Below are 23,275 nucleotides of genomic sequence, written 5' to 3'. Positions count from 1 at the left end.
AATCACACAGGCTGAGCTTTTCTTAATGTATATTCTTAAGACACATTCTTAATGCATATAGTTACTCGGCGGTCTCGCCACCTGAGGAGATATCGCCTTCGTCTGAACTGTCCTCGCTTGAGCTGTCAGAGCCTGAGCTCTGCTGGGAACCCTCTATTGCAAGCATGGATGCATCAACCTGGGACAGCCCCACCGGGTCAGCACAGTAATATTCACCGTCATCGGTTATCTTCACAGAGACCACAACAGGACTGCGGTAATCCATGTCTGCGGCTTTATTCTGAAGGATATCCGACACGCCCTGGGCAAATTCTTTCTCGTAATCTTCCTTTGTGGTGTTGTTGAAATCGCCGGCGCTGATCTTCTTGTTATAGTCGTCGATATATGCGAACACATCGTCAAATGCCTGATTGAGAATGTCCATAGGATACACGGTCACGTCCACATAGTAGTCGCTTCCGCTCTTATAGGCTCTTGACACCTCATATTTGGCCTTGGAGTAGATGACCTTTGCGGTCTCGTCAAATATAGCATCCACCTCGTCTGTCTCTGCGTTGTTCAGTGAGTAATGATTGATGAGCTGGCCGGCCAGATAATCTATGCTGTCGCTGTACATGGCTGAGGCGTCCTCCTCGGAGCCGTCGTTGTCCTTCACGTATCCGTCAAAGCTTCCTTTGTAGTTGACGTCGAGAACGTTCTGCATGTATGCCTGATAGGTGGTCTTCTTGCGGTGAAGACAGCCTGTGAGTGATGTCATCACGAGGGTTGCCGCGAGACCTAATATGACAAGTTTTGAATGGTGTTTCATCTATATGATCCTCCGTAAAATTTAAATTCAATGAGCAGTTACAATATAGCATAAAAAAAGTGGTTTGTAATCATAAAAGGTAAAAATACTTTGCTTACAGAATTATGTGTGCTATAATTACGGAGTATCTACAATAGGATTAGTTTTTCGGAGGTAAGGTCATGGCAAAACAGGTAGAAGATGTTGTAACTGACGATAGAGTAGAATCACTGAAGACAGTGAAGTTTGGTGGATATGATAAGGCATCCGTTGATTACTATATTGATGAACTTAAGGGAAAGCACAATAAAGAAGTAGAGGAGCTTAAGGCGAACGTCAACAAGCTCAGCGAGGCTGTTCTGAGTCTCAAGACCATGAGAGAGGTCAATATGACAGAGTCTTCCAAGACCATAGAGACTCTCAAGAAGACCAATTCAGAGCAGGAGAGCGAGATAGAGTCACTCAAGGAGCAGATCAATGCATACAAGCAGAGAGAGCTTGAGAATGCAGGAAGATACGAGTCAATATCAAGAACACTTCTTGAGGCCCGTGAGAGCGCAGACGCACTGATCGCACAGACTGAGAAGGAGTGCACAGACAAGAAGAATACTATAACTGCAGAGCTCGAGGCATATGAGACAGATGTCAAGGAGAGATGCACAAAGCTCCAGACAGATACAGAGATACAGTGCCAGCAGATGTATGATCAGACCGAGGCAAAGTGCAACAGCATGAAGGATGAGGCATACTCAGAGGCAGAGAAGACAAGAAATAAATCTCACGCAGATGCAGAGGCTCTGTCGGCAAAGACAGATTACGAGTGCAAGGTTATGAGAGAGGAAGCTCAGAAGGATGCTGCCAATACAAGAAATGCAGCCACAGATGATGCAACCAGACTTCGCAACAATGTGAAGAAGGAGTGCGAGAGCGTAAGCAGATATATGTCAGATCTTCTGTCATCACTGGACAATGTTATTTCTGCATGTGCTTCAACAAAGGATGTTGCCGACAAGGCATTTACCGGACTGAAGAGCGAGGCAACTGCTATGGTTAGTGATGCTGAGGATGCACAGTAGTAATATATGATATATGGTAACATGAAACTTTTCTATGTGATGGGACATAGGAAAGTTTTATGTGCATTAAGGGGTAAATAATATACGGGGTGTATAATAATGGGATAAAACTGCACTTGTGCAGTGGATATATGGAGAGATATTTATGGAGATAAACAGACTTAGTGGTTATTCAGATTTTCTGGGAATAGTTGAATATCCTGCGGTTGTGTTCTGCGAGGATGGTGAAGTCATCAGCATAAACAATGCCGCAGTTAAGATCGTGGGTTCGGATGTTGAATCCATTGCCATGGAGCCGGATAAGTTTATGGTCAGCGATGAGTTCTGGCCGACACTTGACGACAAGAAGGCTATCATATGGCACAGACTTGGACTTATAGTTAACGACAAGGACAGATATGTAGTCAGTGGATTTGTCAACCAGTTTGAATATGGTGACAAGAAGGCGTATATGGTATTGTTTGAGCTTCGATCAGACGTTACGATAGGAAGCGTGAGTCTTGAGAGGATCATAAACCATATAGGCGTTATAGCTCTGTATCTGTATAAGCCGGAGGGCGTATGGAGAACGAGATACGTATCTAAGAACATATCTGAGTATGGATATACAGATGGCAATTTCTACAGTGGGCTGGTGGGACTCAGCGACCTGCTCCCTAAGAGTGATTATGACCTTCTGATCGGACAGCTCTACAAGGTTCAGAATACCGGAGTGGATGATTTTGAGATGGAGACTAGGATCGTATCAGCTCACAGAGATATAAATAAGATGAGACTTAAGTGTCACATCGTGAGAACCACAGATGGCGACATGGATGGAATAGAGCTCCTGTTCATAAAGGACAAGGAGACCGGATACAATGAGGATCAGGCGGCGTATATATTATCTGCCATGTCTAAGATCAAGAGCTTTGTCATGGTACAGCAGTACGAGAATGGCAGACCGATCTTCAAGTATATAACCCCGAACGCCAAGCAGATGGGAATAAATGTGGATGCCATCAAGCTTGGTGACAGACTCATAGAGGATTATATCCATCCGAAGGACAGAAGCAGGGTTATGGCGAATGTCAGAAACGCCACGAAGCGCGAGGACAAGGACTACGAGGAAGAGTTCAGGATAGTCAACGACAGAGGCGAGGTTATCTGGGTGAAGTCCCAGAGCTCTGTGACACAGGCGGCTGATAACACATACACGGTTGAGTATTTTATATCTGATATTACGGACAAGAAGGCTCTTGAGAACAGTGTTGAGCGCGCTAAGAAGGAGTTCGATGACAAGCTCTCGTACATTATGAAGACAAATACCCAGTCGGATGAGGAAAGGAATCAGATAGATACCGAGAAGTGGAATCTGATAACGAAGGCGTTCTCTGCACTCACAGGACTTTATACAACTATCATAGATCCTGTGGGCAAGAAGATGGTTGAGCCGGCCGGCCCTCAGAAGCATATGGGTTATTTCTATGATATGTTTGAGAAGCCTCAGTATAAGCAGATATATATGAAGCTCAATGAGGTAGTTCTCAGGAACAATGTTCCGGTTATGATGGAGATGGACGATGACATCACGGGAAGTATGATCTGTGGTGCACCGATCATGATAGATGGCAAGCATGTGGCAACATGGATATGCTGCTCATATGATGACGAGGATGCGAAGAAAATGGAGAGCGTATACAAGGTGCAGTGGCAGCTTGGACGCATTTTCTCCGAATACGCATTCAGCTCTCAGATCCTGGCAAAGGAGGCGATCCGTGCCAAGTCAGAGGAGGTCATAATGGAGAACAAGCTGCAGTGGCAGAAGATTCTGCTTGATGCCCTGAACACTTCAGATAAGAGCTCCCAGCAGGTTATCAATGACGTGATAGCACAGGTGGGCGAGGTCTTAAATGCTGACGTGGCAGCCCTGTATGTGAAGGAAAAGCAGGGAGATCTGGATTGCCAGTATATCTGGTCCAAGAATCAGAGCATGTCTGCGGAGGAGTATGTGACAGAGTGGCAGCGCGCCAACATGAAGTTCAGATCATGGCAGAATGGTCAGGGCTCGGGCAAGCTGGTGGACAAGGGATACCTTGTGATAGATGCAAAGCATATGGATGAAGCAGCTAAGAAGATCATGTCAGCGGGTCCTGTTAAGAGCTTTACCGCAGTTCCTGTGTATGTCAATGGCAATTATGGAGCGGTATTTGTGCTGGCGAATACCTCTATCAACAAATTGTGGACCACAGAAGAGATTGAATTTGTAAAGCAGACAGGTGATGTACTCAGAAGTGCCCTTGAGAAGATAGAGAGCGATGACAGCGTTAAACGCATAAACAGTGTTCTCCTCGATACATATAACTATATGGATGAGGGTATATTTATTAGAGAAGTTGATACTGGAAGAGTGCTGTTCTCGAACAGGACTCTGAACGATATGCTTGGATATGATTTTACAGACAAGGACAGTAAGCTCCTTATAGAGAATCTCAGAGATAAGTACAAGCTCATGGGAGGTCCGGATCAGCATCTGGCTACGGACAGCAAGGAGGTCAACTGGAGAAGCTATATAAGAAGTCTCGACAAGATCATGGATTTGACTGAAGTTAGCATGAAATGGCTTGACGGCAGCAATGCATCTCTTGTAATATTAAGGGACGTGAACGAATAGAAGGGAGACTTGTGATGGCAAGCGCAGATATTGGTATAGATTTAGGTACAGCCAGTATACTGGTGTATGTGAAAGGCAAAGGAGTCGTACTCAAGGAGCCTTCAGTAGTTGCATACGACAGGGATACTAATAAGATAGTGGCTATTGGTGAAGAGGCGAGACTTATGCTTGGAAGAACTCCGGGTAATATAGTGGCCATCAGACCTCTCAGGCAGGGCGTAATCTCTGATTATACGATAACAGAGAAGATGCTCAAGTATTTCATACAGAAGGCTGTCGGAAGGAGTTATTTTGGAAGACGACCTAGGATCAGCGTATGTGTACCTTCTCAGGTTACAGAGGTTGAGAAGAAGGCAGTTGAGGATGCAACCTATGCGGCCGGTGCCAGGGATGTGTCCATAATTGAGGAGCCTGTGGCAGCAGCCATTGGCGCAGGAATAGATATATACAGACCATGTGGTAACATGATAGTTGATATAGGTGGTGGAACTGCCGATATAGCAGTCATCTCTCTCGGAGGTCCTGTTGTCAGTGCATCCATTAAGGTGGCCGGAGATGATTTTGATGAGGCAGTTGTCAGATTCATGAGAAAGAAGCATAACCTTCTCATAGGAGAGAGAACCGCCGAGGAGATCAAGATCAAGATAGGTACATGTTACAGAAGACCTGAGAATATAACGTTGGATATACGAGGCAGAAACCTTGTAACCGGTCTTCCGAAGACTGTTACGGTCACATCGGATGAGACGGAGGAGGCACTTCGTGAGCCTGCGTCCCAGATATGTGAAGCTGTTCATTCAGTTCTGGAGAGAACTCCTCCTGAGCTTGCTGCTGATATTGCAGATCGTGGTATAGTTCTGACCGGTGGTGGTGCGCTGCTCCACGGACTTGAGGAGCTGCTTGAGGAGAAGACAGGAATAACCACCATGACAGCGGAGGATCCACTCAGAGCGGTGGCCATTGGTACAGGAAAGTACATCGAGCTTCTCAGCGAGAAGAACAATTAAGACAGGAGCTGAGGACTCAGTCTTCAGAGGAGAGAAAACTTGGTAAGAGAAGGTTACGTAGAGAAAGTTATATATAAGAATGAAGACAATGGGTACGCCGTCTTCGCCGTTGAGGGCGAGGACGGCGAAGATATTTTTGTGGGGAATCTTCACGGCGTTGCAGAGGGGATCTATGTATCGGCGGAGGGGGATTATGTAGAGCATCCAACTTATGATTTGCAGTTCAAATTCACCTCATGTGAGATCAAGATGCCGGATGATGTGCTCAGTATTGAGAAGTACCTCGGTTCGGGCATCATAAAGGGTGTCGGAGAGGCTCTGGCAAAACGTATAGTGAAGAAGTTCCGCATGGACTCACTCAGGATAATCGAGGAAGAGCCGGAGCGCCTTGCGGAGATACGTGGAATATCAGAGAGGAAGGCCAGAGACATTGCCGTGTCATACAACGAGAAGAAAGAGATGCAGGATGCGCTCATGTTCCTGACCGGTCTCAATATCCCGGTGAACCTCGCTGTAAAGATCTACAATGAATACGGTGACGAAGTGTACGACATAGTGAGGACAAATCCCTATAAGATAGCAGAGGATATAACGGGCGTTGGATTCAGGACAGCGGACGAGATTGCGGACAGACTTGGTATCGGAAGAGATTCGGATTTCAGGGTAAGAGCCGCTATTATGTATGCCCTATCCGGTGCAAATGGACTTGGCCATATGTATATTCCCCAGAAGATGCTGGTAGACAAGACATATTCATTGCTGATGAATGAGTACATGCCATATGATCCGGAGCTTGAGATGTCCATATGCAATCAGATACTTGAGCTCAGCGTTGCCGGCAAGATAATCATAAAGGAGCTGAAGGACGATCCAGATTCAGGGGAGCTTCCAGATGTGAGCCTTGATGATCCGGTGGCTGACATAGACATGGATTTGCTGGATACGGAGTCAGAGTCAAACGTGACAAATGCCGTGTATGCAGCACCTAATTATTATATGGAGCTCAATTCGGCAAGACTTCTGTGTGAGCTCAACATAGATTTCTCAAAGGCAAAGCTCAAGATAGACAAGGTTGTTGAGACGGTAGAAAAGTCAGAGAATATGAAGCTGGCTGATGCCCAGAGACTTGCCATAAGAAATGCCGTGGATCACGGCGTTGCGGTCATAACCGGAGGCCCCGGAACCGGAAAGACAACGATCATAAATGTACTTATCAAGATATACGAGAGCTTCAGGATGAAGATAGTCCTCGCTGCGCCTACAGGACGTGCAGCCAAGAGGATAACCGAGGCCACAGGATACGGAGCACAGACCATACACAGAATGCTCGAGCTTACGGGCGGAGTGGAAGGAGAAGAGACTTCTGCGTATACATTTATGCGGAATGAGAGCAATCCACTTGAGGCCGATGTTATCATAATAGATGAGATGTCCATGGTTGACAGCAGCATTTTCTACAGTCTGCTCAAGGCTGTGGCTCCGGGCACAAGACTTGTGCTTGTGGGTGATTCGGATCAGCTTCCGTCAGTTGGCCCGGGAAATGTGCTCAAGGATATCATAGCGTCCAGTGTGTTCAGCGTGTCGGTGCTGGACAGGATATACAGACAGGGCGAGGACAGCGATATCATAGGCAATGCCCACAGGATAAAGGATGGAGAGCATGTGGAGATCAAGAACAAGAGCAGGGATTTCTTCTTTGTTCCAAGGAATGGCTACAATGAGATCGTGGCAGAGCTCAAGGTGCTTCTGACAAAGCAGCTTCCATCATATTTTGGTGTGGATAAATCGGATATACAGGTGCTGACACCTATGCGTAAGTATGATATGGGTGTTGAGAACCTCAACAAGCAGCTTCAGGATGTCCTCAATCCGGAGGGACACGGAAAGCCCGAGCATGACCGGGGCGATGTGGTGTTCAGACAGGGCGATAAGGTCATGCAGGTCAAGAACAATTACAAGCAGGAGTGGAAGATACTGGATCCGTCGGGCAGATTTGCCAAGGAGGAAGGAGTCGGAGTGTTCAACGGCGATATTGGATTTGTAAAGGCTGTTGACGACTACGAGCAGAGGATCGTGGTGGAATTTGACGATGGAAGACAGACTGAGTATCCATACAACCAGCTTGAGGAGCTTGAGCATGCATTTGCGATAACCATACATAAGTCGCAGGGAAGTGAGTATCCCGTGGTTGTGATCCCGCTTCTCAGATGCCCACCTAAGCTTTTGAACAGAAACCTGCTGTATACGGCGGTGACGAGAGCCAGAAGAAGCGTGGTCATAGTGGGCAATATAGGACTGGTAAATACGATGATAGACAATGAGGATGAACAGAAGAGATACACCTCATTTGCACTGAGACTCAGGGAGATGGAGAGAAGATGAAACGATGCGCAGATAAGTTCGGGTTCGGACGACTGCTCACGGATCTCCTGTATCCCCGCCGGTGTGCGATATGTGACGAGGTGCTTGCGATGGGAGAAGGGCTGATATGCAGAGGGCATAACAGCCTTCCCTATGTGAAGGCTCCGTCATGTATGGTGTGCGGCAAGGAGGTCGACAGTGAAGAGCGGGAGCTCTGTCTGGACTGTGAAAAACATTCAAGAAATTTCGAAAGAGGTTTCCCCGTATTTAATTACGTGGAACCCGTCAAAGCCAGTGTTCTGGCGATAAAATACCATAACAAAAAAGAATATTGTGATTTCTACGGAGCTCAGATGGCGGAGAAGGTGCGCCCGTATGTCAGAAGGTATGGAATAGATGCGGTCACCTGTGTACCTTTGCACAGGAGAAAGCAGAGACAGCGCGGCTACAATCAGGCGGCTGTACTGGCGAAGGTTGTCGCTGATGAACTGGGGCTTCCATTCTGTGAGGATATGCTGGTGAGAAGAAAGTACACCACACCGCAGAAGAAGTTGGACAACCTGGAGAGGGCAAACAACATAAAGACATCCATGGACATAGGCAGAGTGTACCCGGAGTACAGAAATATCCTGCTTGTGGATGACATATATACAACCGGTGTCACCATAGACGTGTGCGCCGGCCTTCTGAAGAAAGCCGGCGCACGCCATGTATATTATTCATCTGTATGTGTTGGCAATGGGTGTTAGTCCTCGTCTGTATCGTCAGCTATATGGAAGTCCTCGTCGCTCTTCTCTTCCTCCTCCGGCATGTACTCGTTGAAGATGTGTACAAATACCAGTGAGCACAGATAAGCATGAAGTCCTGCGACACATATGAGCATAAGACCGAGCACGGTGGAGCTGAAATAGCATCCCGCTGCGATCGCTGCCGTTATCGCAACCATGAGAAGTGTCCATGGAAGATTCTTGATGGACATGAGGAATGCGTTCTTGATGGTCGCTTTGACTGTGTTCTCAAACTGCGCCTGAAGAGGGAATACATACAGGACAGTGAACAGGTAGATAAGTGACATGATGGTGAATATGACCAGCATACTCTTGATGTTCCTGCTCACGGCGAACCACATGTCAAATGCACACAGGACACCGGCAAGCAGAGCCAGAACGCCTATCCCTGTAGCCTGTTTGAAATTCTCCCTGAAGCTCTTGAAGAACAGCTTGACCACGCCGCCCTGACCGTTTCTGATGCATTTCATGGTGGTGTAGTAGAGTGCTGTGGTCGATGCACCTATCGTGAGGATTGGCAAGGAAGTCAGCAGCCACAGAAAATGCAATATTACTATATCGCACACTATGGTTAGAAAATACATGATAGGATTATCTGTCGATAATGATCTGTTCAAAATAAAATACCTCTCTTTCTTTATCCAAAAAATATTACAAGCCTAAGCCATCAGATCTTCCTTTGTAAGGGTCTCAAGTGTGGCTACGTCAATGTTGTTCATGGAAACTATTCTGGTGGCCTGCCTGGATATGGCGGATTCCATAAAGTTACGGACTTCACGGGCGTTGGCAAATGTATCGTCGTGATGTGCGGCTTTGTCGTGCCAGTATTCTGAGGCGTATGCGCGGGCATCATCGTCCAGCTTGTATTCCTGCTTGGAACACATGCTCTCGAAGATGGACATAAGCTCGTCCCCGGTGTAATCCTCAAATGTGATGAATTTGTTGAATCTGGAACGAAGTCCCGGGTTGGAGCTCAGGAACCGTTCCATGAGATCCGGGTAGCCGGCAACTATGACTATGAGATCATCTCTGTGATCCTCCATAGCTTTGAGCAGCGTGTCCACTGCCTCCTGGCCGAAATCATTCTCACCTTTGCCTGCGGTGAGAGTATAAGCCTCATCTATAAATAAGATCCCGCCGAGGGCTGATTCTATGACCTCGGTTGTCTTGACGGCTGTCTGACCAATATATCCCACAACAAGTCCGCCTCTGTCGACCTCGACAAGCTGTCCTCTTGACAGTATGCCCAGACCCTTATATATATTTGCAAGAAGTCTTGCCACCGTGGTCTTTCCTGTTCCCGGATTGCCGGAGAATACAAGGTGGAGAGATACGGACGGTTGTTTCATGCCGTTTTCCTCGCGGAGCTTCTTGATCTTCAGAAGGTTTACGAGGTTGGTGATGTCCTTCTTCACGCTCTCGAGACCGGTCATGGAATTCAGTTCCTCGAGAAGAGTGTCCACATCCTTGACGGGTTCAGCCCTTTCGGAAGCTGTCGACTTAGCCGGAGTCTGTGAGACTGGGGAAGCACTCTTTGGGAGTGCGTTGTACTTGTCGAGCAGTGGGCTTGGATCTATGGCGTACAGGTTCATGGACTTGAGATATTTGTCGAGCATGAGGCAGTAGCCTGTGAGCCTTGCTATCTCGTTGTCGTCAGTCATGTTGTTGCAGGCGATGAATTCCTGACCCATGAGCTTGAACATTCTGACGTAATCTCTGGAACGGTATACTGATTTGGGATTTACCTTTGCCCGGGCCAGATCGCCCTGTACAAAATATGTAAGGGATCTAGGTGGTGTCACGGCAAAATCCCTGGTTGTTCTCTCATATTTGAATGTGCGGAATTTGTCTGTTGTAAAGTGCTGGTTCAGGTATTCGCGGACAAATTTTATCTCCAGGGTAAGTTCTGCCTGGTCGGAGCTGGACAGATATGCAAGAAACTGAAGCAGGTCAAACTGAAGCATCTCTCTTGTCTTGAGTCCTGTCTTCTGGCGCGCACCGTAGCCGTCGTTGTCCAGCGAATCGGCATAGGAATAGCAGTTGTCCAGTTCGGCTTTTAGTGAGTAATTCATAAGTTGTTCCCCATCCTTTCCATAAAGCACATAATTGTATCTATTGTAAAGCCTTTGGCCCATGTAATCAAATAAAGTTTTGCCTGGTTAATCCATTTATTGTGTCATATTTGTATTTTGTATGATAAAATAGCAGTTATATGAGCAAAATTTACACCAAAAGGTGACAAACGCGACAGGAGACAGACGATATGAAATTCAGACCATGCATAGACATACACAATGGACAGGTAAAGCAGATAGTTGGAGGCAGTCTCTGTGATGAGGGTGACAGAGCAGATGAAAACTTTGTATCACAGAAGGACGGAGACTTCTTTGCTGAACTGTACAAAAGCTATGGACTTAAGGGTGGTCATATCATACTTCTCAATCCTGCGTCCAGCGAATACTATGACGCCGATGTAAGACAGGCACAGCTCGCTCTGGCTGCATATCCGGGAGGACTGCAGATAGGCGGGGGAATAAATGCTGACAATGCACAGCGGTTCATAGATATGGGTGCGTCACATGTCATAGCCACATCATTTGTGTTCAGGGATGGAGAGATCAACTACGACAACCTGAAGGCACTTGAGAAGGCTGTGGGCAGAGAACATCTGGTGCTGGATCTGTCCTGCCGGAAGAGGGACGGAGAGTATTATATTGTCACTGACAGATGGCAGAAATTTACAAATGTAAAGGTGGAGGAGGCAACGCTTGACCGGCTCTCAGAATACTGCGACGAGTATCTCGTTCATGCGGTGGATGTGGAGGGCAAGGCGTCAGGCATAGAGACCCATGTTGCGGACATGCTTGGAAGATGGGGAAAGCTGCCGATGACATATGCCGGAGGTGTGGCATCATTTGACGATCTGGAACAGCTCAGAAGTCTCGGAAGGAACAGGATAGACGTGACCATAGGGAGTGCACTGGATATCTTTGGGGGACATATGGCGTTTCAGGAGATTATAAGGTTTATGGAGGGTTAACATGGCAAAGATGAAGAAGGTACTGGCCATTGCGATGGCTGCGGCTATGGGTATGTCCATGCTGGCTGGCTGCGGAGGTCAGGGCAAGGACGATGTGACAGAGGCGACAAGCCAGGCGGAGACCAGCGAGGCTGCGACCTCGGAGGAGAAGACAGAGGAGGCTGCTTCGGAGGAGGCTGAACAGGAGAAGACAGAGGTCAAGGCAGGGGATGTCCTGATAGACCTGAACTTTGATGACAATGACACGGACGAGTGCCATACATATTCAAATGGCGGACAGGCCGTACTCGGAGCAGAGAACGGAGAACTGTGTCTGGATATAACCGGAACAGGAAGCCTGGATTATGCGAACCAGATATACTATGACGGATTTGAGCTCAACCAGGATTGTGTGTATGAGCTGTCATTTGACGTGCACAGCACCATTGAGAGAGGAATTCAGTACAGACTTCAGATAAATGGCGGTGATTACCACGCTTATGTGATGGATGACATAACGATAGGCACTGAGACACAGCACATATCCAACCAGTTCACCATGAGCGAGGCATCGGATCCGGCACCTAGAATGTGTATGAATCTGGGACATTTCGAGGGCGTTGGTGATGACAGCGTGCCTCACAAGGTATACTTTGACAATATCAAGCTCACTGTAGTTGACGCCTCAAGCGCACAGAGCGTTGAGGGTATTCCTGATCCAAAGCTGGTTGGCATCAACCAGATGGGTTACGGCAAGGATGCGAAGAAGCTTGCCACAGTGACTGACAGAGACGCCAAGAGCTACGAGGTAAAGAGCGTCGCTGATGACAAGGTAGTCAGCAAGGGTGACGTATCTGGCTGGGATTACGATCCTGCTGTGGGCGACAAATGTGCGGTTATAGATTTCTCTGATGTCAAGGATCAGGGTACATACAAGATAGTTCTCGACACCGGAGCAGAATCATACGAGTTCCCTGTTGGGGATGGCGTGTATGACGATATATACAAGGCGTCAGTGCTCATGTTCTATGACCAGAGATGTGGAACAGAGCTTGATTCAGCCATAGCCGGTGATTTTGCACACGCTGCATGTCACACGGGAACTGCCATAGTGTACGGCTCAGATGTTGCAAAGGATGTGACCGGCGGATGGCATGATGCCGGAGACTACGGAAGATATGTTGTTCCGGGCGCAAAGGCGGTACAGGATCTGCTCCTTACATATGAGGATTCAGAGTATGCGGCAAAGGACGACGCTATCGGAATACCTGAGAGCGGCAACGGTGTTCCTGACGTTCTGGATGAGGTCAGATACGAGCTTGACTGGATGCTCAAGATGCAGGATGAGACCAGCGGCGGAGTTTATCACAAGGTTACCGGAGAGGTGTTCCCTGAGATGGTGGCTGCTGTTGAGGAGACTGCTCAGATGATACTCTCACCTATATCCAACACAGCAACAGGCGATTTTGCGGCTGTTATGGCAAAGGCTTCAGTTGTATACAGAAAGTACGATGCAGCATTTGCAGATTCATGTCTTGCTGCAGCTCAGAAGGCATGGAAGTATCTTGAGCAGCATCAGGGAGATGCAGGCTTTAAGAACGTTGGAAGCATAGTTACAGGTGAGTATCCTGACAGCAATGACAGCGATGAGTACCTGTGGGCAGCAGCGGAGCTGTATATCGCAACAGGTGATGAGAGCTACAATGATTATGTGAAGACAGCCATCGAGGGAAGCGTTAAGTACGGCCTTGGATGGGCGGATGTCGGATATTATGGAATATATGACTACTGTGTAAATGTAAAGGACTGCGCAGCAGAGAAGGAGATACTTAAGAAGGGTGCTGACAAGCTTGTAGATAACTATGCCGGCAGCGGCTTCGGTTCAACAACAGGCGGCTCTTATGTATGGGGAAGCAACATGGTCGTTGCGGATAACGGAATCCTTCTGCTCATGGCATCAAAGGTTCTGGGCGACGATTCATATGTGGACTATGCGGCAGACCAGCTCAACTATATACTTGGAAGAAATGCAGTCAGCTACTGTTATGTGACAGGATATGGTTCACAGACTCCTGAGAATCCACACCACAGACCTTCAGAGGCACTGGGCAAGGCAATGCCTGGAATGCTTGTGGGCGGTGCCGATGGAAACCTTGAGGATCCATATGCGAAGGCTGTTCTTGCAAAGATTCCAAAGGAGAGATGCTATGTCGACAACGCACAGAGTTATTCATGTAATGAGGTAACGATCTACTGGAATTCACCTCTTGTATATCTTCTTGCGAACTTCAAGTAGCAAATATTTAAGAATATGTAACTATAATTAGTACATCATATTTGATATAACTATTGAATATCATGTAAGGAATCGGTATGGAAATATGAATGAATATGTAGACAAAATAAAAAAGCTTATGGAGAAAGAGATGGTCAGATATGTTATAGCCGGAGGAATGACCACGGCTGTGAATCTTGTATCATTCTTTGTGTTGAGACTTGTGACGGATCTGTCGCGAAGTGCGGCGAATATCATAGCGATAATGCTTGCCATATTATTTGCTTACTTTGCAAATGGATTTTACGTGTTCAGGTCGGAGCAGAGGAAGAGCGTAGGCCGGATCATAAGGGAGTTCATATCATTTGTGGGCATGCGTCTGTTTGCCATGGTGGTGGAGGTCGTTGGAACCAACCTGCTGTGCGACTCCTTCAGATACAATGAGTTTATATCAAAGATAATAATTCAGGTAGTTGTACTTGTAATAAACTATATATTCAGCAAATGCTTCGTATTTAAGAAGGATAAAAAGCCTGTAAAGGATATATTTGCTGACAACTATATCATGATAATCGCTTTTATCATCCCGGCGATATTTATGTTCGTGCTGTGGGTGGTGGCGGAGATAGGACCATTTGGCGGACACAGCCTTACCATGGTGGACAGTCTTCACCAGTATCTGCCATTCTTCTCTGATTATCATGACAAACTGGTGAACGAGGGAAGCCTGTTCTATACGTGGGACATAGGCATGGGAAGCAATCTGCTTGACATAATCGCCTACTATATGGCTTGCCCTCTGAACTTTATAATCGTGCTGTTCAGCAGGGAGCATCTGTACATAGCGATGTGCCTGCTCATAAGTATCAAGATAGCTCTGTCCGGTATGACCATGGCGAGCTATCTTGGATACAAGTGCAGGAACAAGAACAACCTGCTCATCATTCCATTTGCTGTGGCATATGCACTCAGCAACTATGTCATAGGATATTCATGGAATCTCATGTGGATGGACTGTATACTGATACTTCCGCTTATCATGCAGGGCTTCGAGCAGATGATGGAGGACGGCAGCAACTACAGACTGTACACACTCAGTCTGTTCTATGGACTTCTGTGTAACTACTATATATGTTTCATGATATGTGTATTCCTGGTTCTCCAGTTTATACTCACCAATCACAAGAACATATACAAGGGCGCAGAGGACACTTTGAGATTTGCGGGAACATCTGTCATGGCTGCGGCTATGTCTGCGTTTCTGCTGATCCCGGCTTATATCGGGATTAACACCACGGCGTCTGCCACCAGACATTTCCCTAAATGGGAGTGGTACGGAAGCATATGGGATATGATAAAGCAGATGTTTGTCTTGACTGAGCCGATAAAGAGCCAGCAGTTTGACGGCGGTGTGAACCTGTACTGCGGTACATTTGCCATACTGCTGATAGGAATATATATTTTCAATACAAAGATCAAATGGTACGAGAAGCTTAAGAATGTGATACTGATCGTATTTCTCATGATGAGCTTCAACAATACGCTGCTCAACTATATATGGCACGGCTTCCATGATCAGTACGGAATCCCGAACAGATTTTCATTCCTGTTCATCTTCATTCTGCTGAGCATGGGATACGAGGCCATTGCAAATACAGACAAGAAGCAGATACCGGGAATAGCCCTGGGAATCATCGTGGCGTTCGGTTTACTGGTTTATGCAGACAAGAATATTGATATGGACAGGACGGTAATTATCCTCACATGGGTGCTGTTTGCTGTGTACTCGGCGGGAATCCTGGTGCTGGGACTTGTCCGCGGCAAAGGCAGATTCGCAGTGGCAGCTATACTTTCAGTGTTGTGTCTGACTGAGATCGTGTTCAGCGCGGCAAAGGGATACGAGAGCAACGGAACGGTGAACATACCGGATTACTATGGCGATGCTGCTAGTGTGCAGGCCGCTATAGATTCTGTTAAGACAGGCCATTTTCCGTATAGAACGGAGCTCAACAACACCAAGGTGGTGGATGAATCTACCTATTACAATATGCAGGGAGTCAGCCTGTTTGGTTCGACGGTTTCAAATGACCTTGTGAATGCCATGCACGGACTTGGTTTCTACACAGGTGCCAATGAGTTCCTGTTTGACGGAGCAAATCCGGTGTCAAGTTCGGTTCTGGGCATAAGATATTTGTTCAGGAGACAGGATGAGCATATGTCCTACGATATGGACTATGTGGATACAGTGGATGGCGTTGATGTATACCAGAACAGCCGGGCGCTCAAGCTGGGCTTCATGGTGAATAACGAGCTGAAAGACTGGACTTCTGACGCATCGAATATGTTTGACAGTATAAATAATTTCGTGGAAAAGTCGACTGGGGTGGCTGGTACGTTCAGCCAGATATATCCGGAGGTAACTGGCTCTTCAAATGACATCACGATAACACATGACAATCCGTACAGTGAATACTTTGGACTTTCCGATATCACACCGGGTATCGTGAGCTTTGGACTCAGCTTTGACATAACAGAGGAACAGAATGATCTGTACATCATAGCGAACTGCAATGGAATCACCAAGATAAGGATATATGTGAACGGTGAGGAGCAGAATTACGAGAGACTTCAGTACCAGACATACCATGTGGGACATCTGATAAAGGGAACCAACGTGGAGGTCGAGTATTATTTCTCTGCGGGTGTACCTGACAATACATCTGCAAGACTTACGATAGCCACTCTCAACGGTGCTGCATTTGACCAGGCGTATGAGGGATGGGCTGACAATCAGTTAAATATCAACAAATTTGAGGATGGATATGTGAAGGGACATATATCAGTCGATGAGGCTGGCCTGATGTTCACATCCATACCATATGATTCGGGCTGGACTGCCTATGTTGATGGCAGAAAGACCGATATACAGACTGTTGCGGGAGCATTTATCGCACTGGATCTTGAGAAGGGAGACCATGTGATAGAGTTCAAGTATTTCCCTAGAGGACTCAAGAGCGGCCTGATATTCACATTTGCCGGCTGGCTTGTGTTTGCACTGCTTATGAATGCGAAGACCATCAAGGAGAAGCGCGGTAGCAAAAAGGGGAAGCCAGAGGATGAGGATCGGACAGATGATGAAGCAGCGATAGAGTAATGCAGATCTGTTGATAGATAAAATATGCATAATAACGAGGTAGAATGGCTGGGAGACCATAAAAAGTAGTCCAATATGTACAAAATAACAGAGAAAATTTGTACATTATTCAGCATAAAAAACTATATGAGCGTTGACCTTAATAATTATTTATAATATAATGTATCCATGTGGATATGCATAGGAGTGTCTATGTGGCAAACGCAATATTTATAGAAACAGAGGTGCATTAATGGACAAAATTAAGGAAATTGGGATTAAGCCGCTTGCACTGGCCATGGCTGTTCTGGCTTTGCTGGCGGGAGTGCTGGGAGTCGCCGGTATAGGTGTGGGAGCTATTATATGTGGCGTCCTGGCAGCGGTCGTTGCTGTTCTGGTATTACTGGTATTCGGAGATGGCAACATGGGATCAGCAGGAAAGTCTGATAAGTATAAGAAGCTTTTCATGAACCTTCCTATAGGATTTGCACAGGCGAGGATCGTTAATGATCCTGTCAACGGAACAAACTACGAGATAGTAGACGCCAATGAGATATTTGGGGAGTATTTCAAGCTCGATGTGTCTGACTACAAGGACAAGATACTGAAGGAGAGCAAGATAGAGGTACTTCAGGATATCAATGCATGGTTCACAGCTTATAACAACTCCGGCACCAAAGAGGGAGATCTGATGGATGTTGAGATCACCATGGAGTCACTTCAGAAGGTGTTCAACACGGTTATGTATAAGTCTGAGGCTGATTACATCAACATGGTAGTCATAGATGTGACCAAGCAGAAGGAGACTGAGGAGAAGCTCAGCAAGGCCATCGTGGATGCGAATGCAGCATACAAGACACAGGCCGAGTTCCTTGCAAACATGAGCCACGAGATAAGAACGCCTATAAACGGTATTCTCGGTATGCTCCAGCTCACACTTATGGCTGAGGATCTTCAGGCTGATTACAGAGATAACCTTATCACAGCTAAGAACTGTGCAGACACACTGCTCAGACTTATCAATGATATTCTTGATATAAGCAAGCTTGAGGCTGGTAAGTACAAGATCAAGGAAGAGACATTTGACATCAGGACTGCCATTGAGGACACAGTTGCTGCACAGGTTCCGATCGCAACCAACAAGGGACTGCAGCTCGACTGTTCATTTGGAAGCAATATTCCAAAGCTTGTCCGCGGTGATGGACAGAGAATCCAGCAGGTTCTCAACTGCCTGCTTTCAAATGCTATCAAGTTTACATCCGAGGGAAGCGTAAGAGTCAAGATAGCATCCATGGATGATGGAGACAACAAGATTAAGATCAGAATGGCAGTTGCAGATACCGGTATAGGTATCTCAGAGGCTAACATGAGCAAGCTGTTCATAAGATTCAGCCAGGTAGATGCATCAGATACAAGAAAGTACGGTGGTTCAGGTCTGGGACTTGTCATCACCAAGCAGATCGTTGAGCTGATGGGTGGTAACATCACAGTTCAGAGTAAGGAAGATATAGGTTCAACATTTATTGTTGAGATACCTCTCAAGGTCATCAAGGCTGCGGATGCGGCAGATGAGTTTCTCAAGGAGAAGGAGGAGCCAGCGGTATTCTCCATCAATGCACACAGCAAGGCAAGGATACTTGTTGCAGAGGATGAGCCGGTCAACCAGCAGGTTATCGGTAAGCTTCTCGGTATGGCAGGATTCTCATACGATATAGCTGAGAATGGCCAGAAGGCTGTTGAACTGTTCAAGACCAAGATATATGATGCGGCACTGTTTGACGTACAGATGCCAGTTATGGACGGTATAGCAGCTACACAGGAGATCAGGGAGATAGAGCGCAAGGAGAAGAGAAAGAGACTTCCGATCATTGCGGTTACGGCGAGAGCCATGTTCGGTGACAAGGAGAGGATCCTTGAGAACCAGCTTGATGATTATATCGCAAAGCCTTATAATCTCAATGATGTGGTTGATACACTGAATAAGTACATAGACGACTGATGTGAAAGGCCATAAGTATACATGACATAGTGAGAAACAAAGTCAAATAAAAAATCGGGGATTATGGAATCAACACCCATATTCCCGGTTTTTTTAGTTTTACATGGATATATTAAGGCAGATAAAGAAAGATCTATATTACATGGAGGTATATGATATGTCAGATTTTTTCCAGGATGTGTTCAACAAGACCAAGAAGTTTGCAAATAATGCGGTGGATGAGACGAAGGACGCAGCGCAGAAGGCAAAGCTCAACAACAAGATATCAAATGAGGTGCAGATGATCGACAGGAACATGGTCGAGATCGGCAAGTATTTCTACGAGCAGAACAAGGAGAATCCACCTCAGGAGCTGCTCCAGTATTTCAACAATGTAAAGGTTCTTCAGGACAGTATAGCCATAAGCAGGAGCGAGATACAGAACATTGATAATGCCATGGCGGCAAGGAAGCAGGCTGATATGAATCCTAATCAGAGTCCTAACCAGAACTATAACCGGAACCCAAATAACAATCAGAACATGGGAAATGGACAATTTTAGTAAAAAAAATTATATATACATGCTGTAAAATCAGAAGCCCGTTCGTAACAGGACGGGCTTTTTGTATATTGAAATTGGGCAATATACAGCCTGTATATAGCCGCAATTTATAAAATTTTCTTTATGAAATCCCCCCTTTACAAAGGCTGAGAGAGGGTGTAAGGTGTGCTTACAACTCAGAGAGAAGGGAGGACAGAGATCATATATTATGTAATACCATTGATCGCAACTGTGAGCATGGCGGTGGTATCGGACTTCAGAGACTGGAGGATTCCGAACAGGCTTATCGCAGTTGGCATGATACAGGGATTCCTGATGTCGGCAGTTGTCAGAGGACCGTGTGATGGACTTCTGAGCAGTGTGGCAGGCTGTGTTATTCCTGTGGTGATCTTGTTTGTATTATTTCATAAAAAAGCCTTGGGGGCAGGTGATATCAAGCTGCTGGCGACGGCTGGCACATTTGTAGGAACCGATGTGATCCGGGTGATTGTTTACTCCTTTTTGGCCGGAGGAGTTATATCTTTATTTTTTCTTTTAAAAGAAGTTTTAATGTCAGTTACGAATCGTAAAGAAATTTCAACAAAACAATTTTATAGGAATCTGATGAAGTCTAGGGTACATTTCTCTGCTGCCATAATGGGCGGAGTCATGTATTACGTGTGCACTATAGAGTGGAGGTGACAAAATTCAGCAGTACAAGATTGGAATACTGGATGGTGACAGGGCTTACATGATAAGTCTTATGAACCATATCAATTCGGACAGGGACAATCCGCTGTTTGCGCTTGCATTTTCATCGGAGGGAGAACTGTATGGGTATCTTGAGACTAAGACTCTGGATGTTCTGCTGATGGATGAGAATATTCCTCTGGATGAGAGCAAAGTGCCGGTGGCCTGCCGGATGATATTTATGACGAGGGATAGAGTCGATGGATCAGAAGAGATCAGCCATAACAGGATATTCAAATATTCCAGGGTACGGAACATTTCTTCAGAGATCCTCAGATATATGAATATAGACGATACGGACCGCAGAAGAAAGCTGTTCAGGTCGTATGCAGTTATATCACCCATAGGGAGGTGTGGTAAGACAAACCTTGCGGTCAGCCTGTGCATGAATGATGAGGTGCGGGGCGGCCTGTATGTGGGCATGGAGGAGTACAGTGCATTTCACGACCATGAGGATGTTCTGGCGAATGTGATATATCTGGTGAAACAGAGGTCACCGGATCTGACCGGATATATGGAGCAAAATATCGTGGAGCTTGAGGAATACAGCGTGCTTGGATATCTGGGATCGTACATAGATGCACTGGAGCTGGACACGGAGGATATGGTGTGGCTCATCGATGAGTTCCGCAGATGGGGCAGATATACAACGGTTGTGTTTGATATGGGACAGGCGGTTCTCAAGGATCTGGCGATACTTGGGGCATTTGACGAGATAATGGTTCCGGAGCTTAAGGATGAATTGTCCCAGGACAAGCTTGGGATGTTCGAGAGGGTTCTGGAGAGAAGGGAGCTCGGCAAGATTGCTCGGAGGCTGCACAGGTTGAACGTGCCGCTGGCGGTTCCGGGAAGTGCGGAGATGCTGAGATTTATAGAAAGTGAAATAGGAAGCAGAAGATGAAACAGGATGACAGACAGTTGATACGAAGTAAGGTCATGCAGAGTATAGATATGTCGGGTGACATAGGAGATGAGCAGGTCAGCGATATGATCGACAGGTGTATTCTCGAATCTGAGTCCGGGAATGTGCTGAGTGTGAGGGATAAGCTTGCGCTGAAGAAGGAACTGTTCAACAGTCTGAGGAGGCTTGATATATTGTCAGAGCTTCTCGACGATGAAGAGGTGACTGAGATAATGATAAATGGCTACAGCAATATATTTGTCGAGCGGGCAGGAAGGATGTACAGGTATGACAAGGCATTTGAGAGCGAGGAACGGCTCAAGACCATAATCCAGGGCATCGTAGCGGAGTGCAACAGGATAGTAAATGAGGCATCGCCGATAGTGGATGCAAGGCTTAAGGATGGTTCGAGAGTGAATGTGGTGCTGCCGCCGGTGAGCCTGAGCGGCAGCGTGATGACCATAAGAAAGTTTCCGAAGGACAAGATGACCATGGACAAGCTGGTGGAGATCGGATCAGTCACCATGGAGGTTGCCGATTTCCTGAAGAATCTGGTCGTGGCGGGCTACAACATAATCATCTCGGGAGGAACCGGCGCGGGCAAGACGACATTTCTGAATGCCCTGTCAGGGTATATACCGGCGGATGAGAGAATTGTCACGATAGAGGATTCGGCGGAGCTTCAGCTTGCGGGCATCGACAATCTGGTGAGCCTTGAGGCGAGAAGTGCAAATGTCGAGGGCGAAAATGCGGTGAGCATAAGGGATCTTATCAAGACGAGCCTCAGAATGAGACCTTCACGGATAATAGTGGGTGAGGTCAGGGATGCGGCGGCGATAGATATGCTTACTGCCATGAACACAGGACACGATGGAAGCCTGTCAACAGGACATGCAAACTCTGCCCGGGACATGCTGACGAGGCTTGAGACCATGGTTCTGATGGGTGCGGATATGCCTGTTCTGGCGATAAGGCAGCAGATAGCGTCGGCGGTGGACATAGTTGTCCAGCTTGGAAGACTGAGGGACAGATCCCGAAGATGTATAGAGATAAGCGAGGTCACAGGACTGGAAGGAGGTGAATTTGTCATGAATAAATTGTATGAATTTCATGAGAGCAATATGGGAAAGGACAGGGGGCGAGTGGAAGGAATGCTTAGAAAGATAAATGATCTTCACAACACATCAAAGCTCGTGGCGGCTGGATTTATAAGCGTTAATGAGAGCAGTGATTCAAGGAGGGATGTGTGCTGAGACAGGGTATAGATTATGATTCTTATAAACTAAGTGTCAGGGAAATCGTAACCGGTATCGCTGTGTATTCAGTCATAGCGGTGATGGTGTCGGTGCTCTTCTTTGACAGTCTTATACCGTGCCTGGTGTTCACGCCGGGGATTCTGGTATTTCTCAGGAAAATTGCCGATGGTAAATGCCGGCAGAGAAAGAATAAACTTAATAATGAATTTAAGGAAATGCTGCTGTCCCTGTCCGCAAATATGGCGGCGGGATATTCATTGGAAAAAGCGTTTGTTCCAGCTTGTCACGAGCTGGACGGAATGTATCAGGGGAAATCTTATATCAGACAGGAAATGCTGCTCATAATAAACGGCCTTGAGATGAGCTCTGATGTTGAAAGTCTTTTGAGGGATATGGCGGACAGGTCAGGACTTCAGGATGTGAAGGAATTTGCTCATGTGGTCGCAGTTGCAAAGGGCTCCGGGGGAAATCTCATCAGGATGATGAAGAAGATGGTTGAAAATATTGACAGGCGTCTGGAAGTGGAGGAAGAGATAGACACGATGATAACGTCAAAACGGCTGGAGCAGAATATCATGTCTGCCATGCCATTTGTCATCATTCTGTATCTGAGGGTGTGTAATCCTGGATATATGGATGCGCTGTATGGCAATGCTCTGGGGATAGCTGCCATGAGTGCGTGTCTGGTGATCACGGCGGCGACGGTGATATGGGGCAGAAAGATCACAGATATACATATGTGAAAGGATG

At 46.7% G+C, this 23,275-nt stretch carries 17 protein-coding genes; 14 read left to right on the top strand and 3 right to left on the bottom strand.

Annotated elements, in window-relative coordinates; translation table 11 throughout:
- Window positions 1–61 precede the first annotated feature (61 nt).
- Complete coding sequence (locus DW159_RS07250) at window positions 62–808, bottom strand: hypothetical protein (RefSeq protein ID WP_117549751.1); 747 nt, start codon at window positions 806–808, stop codon at window positions 62–64.
- A 161-nt stretch (window positions 809–969) separates the two neighbouring features.
- On the opposite strand from DW159_RS07250, the gene DW159_RS07245 reads away from it, so the two are divergent.
- From DW159_RS07245 to DW159_RS07225, 5 genes are all read left to right on the top strand, one after another.
- Window positions 970–1,863: a hypothetical protein gene (locus DW159_RS07245; protein ID WP_117549749.1), complete on the top strand. Its 894-nt coding sequence runs from the start codon at window positions 970–972 to the stop codon at window positions 1,861–1,863.
- Between the two features lie 145 nt (window positions 1,864–2,008).
- A complete protein-coding gene (locus tag DW159_RS07240) occupies window positions 2,009–4,516 on the top strand; it encodes a PAS domain-containing protein (protein WP_117549747.1) in 2,508 nt (835 codons plus the stop codon).
- Window positions 4,517–4,530: 14 nt separating this feature from the next.
- Window positions 4,531–5,523, top strand: a complete 993-nt coding sequence (locus DW159_RS07235; RefSeq protein WP_015534302.1) for a rod shape-determining protein — start codon at window positions 4,531–4,533, stop codon at window positions 5,521–5,523.
- Between the two features lie 39 nt (window positions 5,524–5,562).
- Entirely contained in the window at window positions 5,563–7,905 is a 2,343-nt protein-coding gene (recD2, locus tag DW159_RS07230; protein ID WP_117549745.1) for an SF1B family DNA helicase RecD2, read from the top strand.
- Window positions 7,902–8,633 carry a ComF family protein gene (locus DW159_RS07225; protein ID WP_117549744.1) on the top strand — a complete coding sequence of 244 codons (732 nt, stop codon included), beginning with the start codon at window positions 7,902–7,904 and terminating at the stop codon, window positions 8,631–8,633. The genes recD2 and DW159_RS07225 overlap by 4 nt, the downstream gene beginning before the upstream one ends.
- On the opposite strand, the gene DW159_RS07220 is transcribed toward DW159_RS07225, so the two are convergent.
- Both DW159_RS07220 and DW159_RS07215 read right to left on the bottom strand, forming a co-directional pair.
- The gene (locus DW159_RS07220) at window positions 8,630–9,289 is read right to left on the bottom strand and encodes a YesL family protein (protein ID WP_117549742.1); all 660 of its coding nucleotides are present in this window, start codon (window positions 9,287–9,289) and stop codon (window positions 8,630–8,632) included. The two genes, DW159_RS07225 and DW159_RS07220, sit on opposite strands and share 4 nt — an antisense overlap.
- Before the next feature lie 42 nt (window positions 9,290–9,331).
- The gene (locus DW159_RS07215) at window positions 9,332–10,744 is read right to left on the bottom strand and encodes an AAA family ATPase (RefSeq protein WP_117549740.1); all 1,413 of its coding nucleotides are present in this window, start codon (window positions 10,742–10,744) and stop codon (window positions 9,332–9,334) included.
- Window positions 10,745–10,935: 191 nt separating this feature from the next.
- Between DW159_RS07215 and hisA the strand changes: the two genes are divergently transcribed.
- From hisA to DW159_RS07170, 9 genes are all read left to right on the top strand, one after another.
- Entirely contained in the window at window positions 10,936–11,712 is a 777-nt protein-coding gene (hisA, locus tag DW159_RS07210) for a phosphoribosylformimino-5-aminoimidazole carboxamide ribotide isomerase (RefSeq protein WP_117549738.1), read from the top strand.
- Window position 11,713: 1 nt separating this feature from the next.
- The gene (locus DW159_RS07205) at window positions 11,714–13,987 is read left to right on the top strand and encodes a glycoside hydrolase family 9 protein (RefSeq protein WP_015534298.1); all 2,274 of its coding nucleotides are present in this window, start codon (window positions 11,714–11,716) and stop codon (window positions 13,985–13,987) included.
- Window positions 13,988–14,117: 130 nt separating this feature from the next.
- Entirely contained in the window at window positions 14,118–17,120 is a 3,003-nt protein-coding gene (locus tag DW159_RS07200; RefSeq protein ID WP_242992636.1) for a GtrA family protein, read from the top strand.
- A 232-nt stretch (window positions 17,121–17,352) separates the two neighbouring features.
- A complete protein-coding gene (locus DW159_RS07195) occupies window positions 17,353–19,098 on the top strand; it encodes an ATP-binding protein (protein WP_015534296.1) in 1,746 nt (581 codons plus the stop codon).
- Between the two features lie 157 nt (window positions 19,099–19,255).
- Window positions 19,256–19,639, top strand: coding sequence for a hypothetical protein (locus tag DW159_RS07190; RefSeq protein WP_055271950.1), 384 nt, complete (start codon window positions 19,256–19,258; stop codon window positions 19,637–19,639).
- Between the two features lie 165 nt (window positions 19,640–19,804).
- Entirely contained in the window at window positions 19,805–20,320 is a 516-nt protein-coding gene (locus DW159_RS07185) for an A24 family peptidase (RefSeq protein ID WP_055222450.1), read from the top strand.
- 4 nt (window positions 20,321–20,324) lie between these two features.
- A complete protein-coding gene (locus tag DW159_RS07180; RefSeq protein ID WP_330410625.1) occupies window positions 20,325–21,269 on the top strand; it encodes a hypothetical protein in 945 nt (314 codons plus the stop codon).
- Window positions 21,266–22,522 (top strand): CpaF family protein, encoded by a 1,257-nt coding sequence (locus DW159_RS07175; RefSeq protein WP_117549734.1) that lies wholly within the window; start codon window positions 21,266–21,268, stop codon window positions 22,520–22,522. Before DW159_RS07180 ends, DW159_RS07175 begins: the two co-directional genes overlap by 4 nt.
- Window positions 22,516–23,268, top strand: a complete 753-nt coding sequence (locus tag DW159_RS07170) for a type II secretion system F family protein (protein ID WP_055271948.1) — start codon at window positions 22,516–22,518, stop codon at window positions 23,266–23,268. Before DW159_RS07175 ends, DW159_RS07170 begins: the two co-directional genes overlap by 7 nt.
- Window positions 23,269–23,275: the final 7 nt, after the last annotated feature.

The organism is Coprococcus sp. AM14-16 (assembly GCF_003434675.1).
GTDB lineage: Bacteria > Bacillota > Clostridia > Lachnospirales > Lachnospiraceae > Coprococcus > Coprococcus aceti.
The sequence above is the reverse complement of the archived record's forward strand: the minus strand, read 5'-3'. Positions and strand labels throughout refer to the sequence as shown.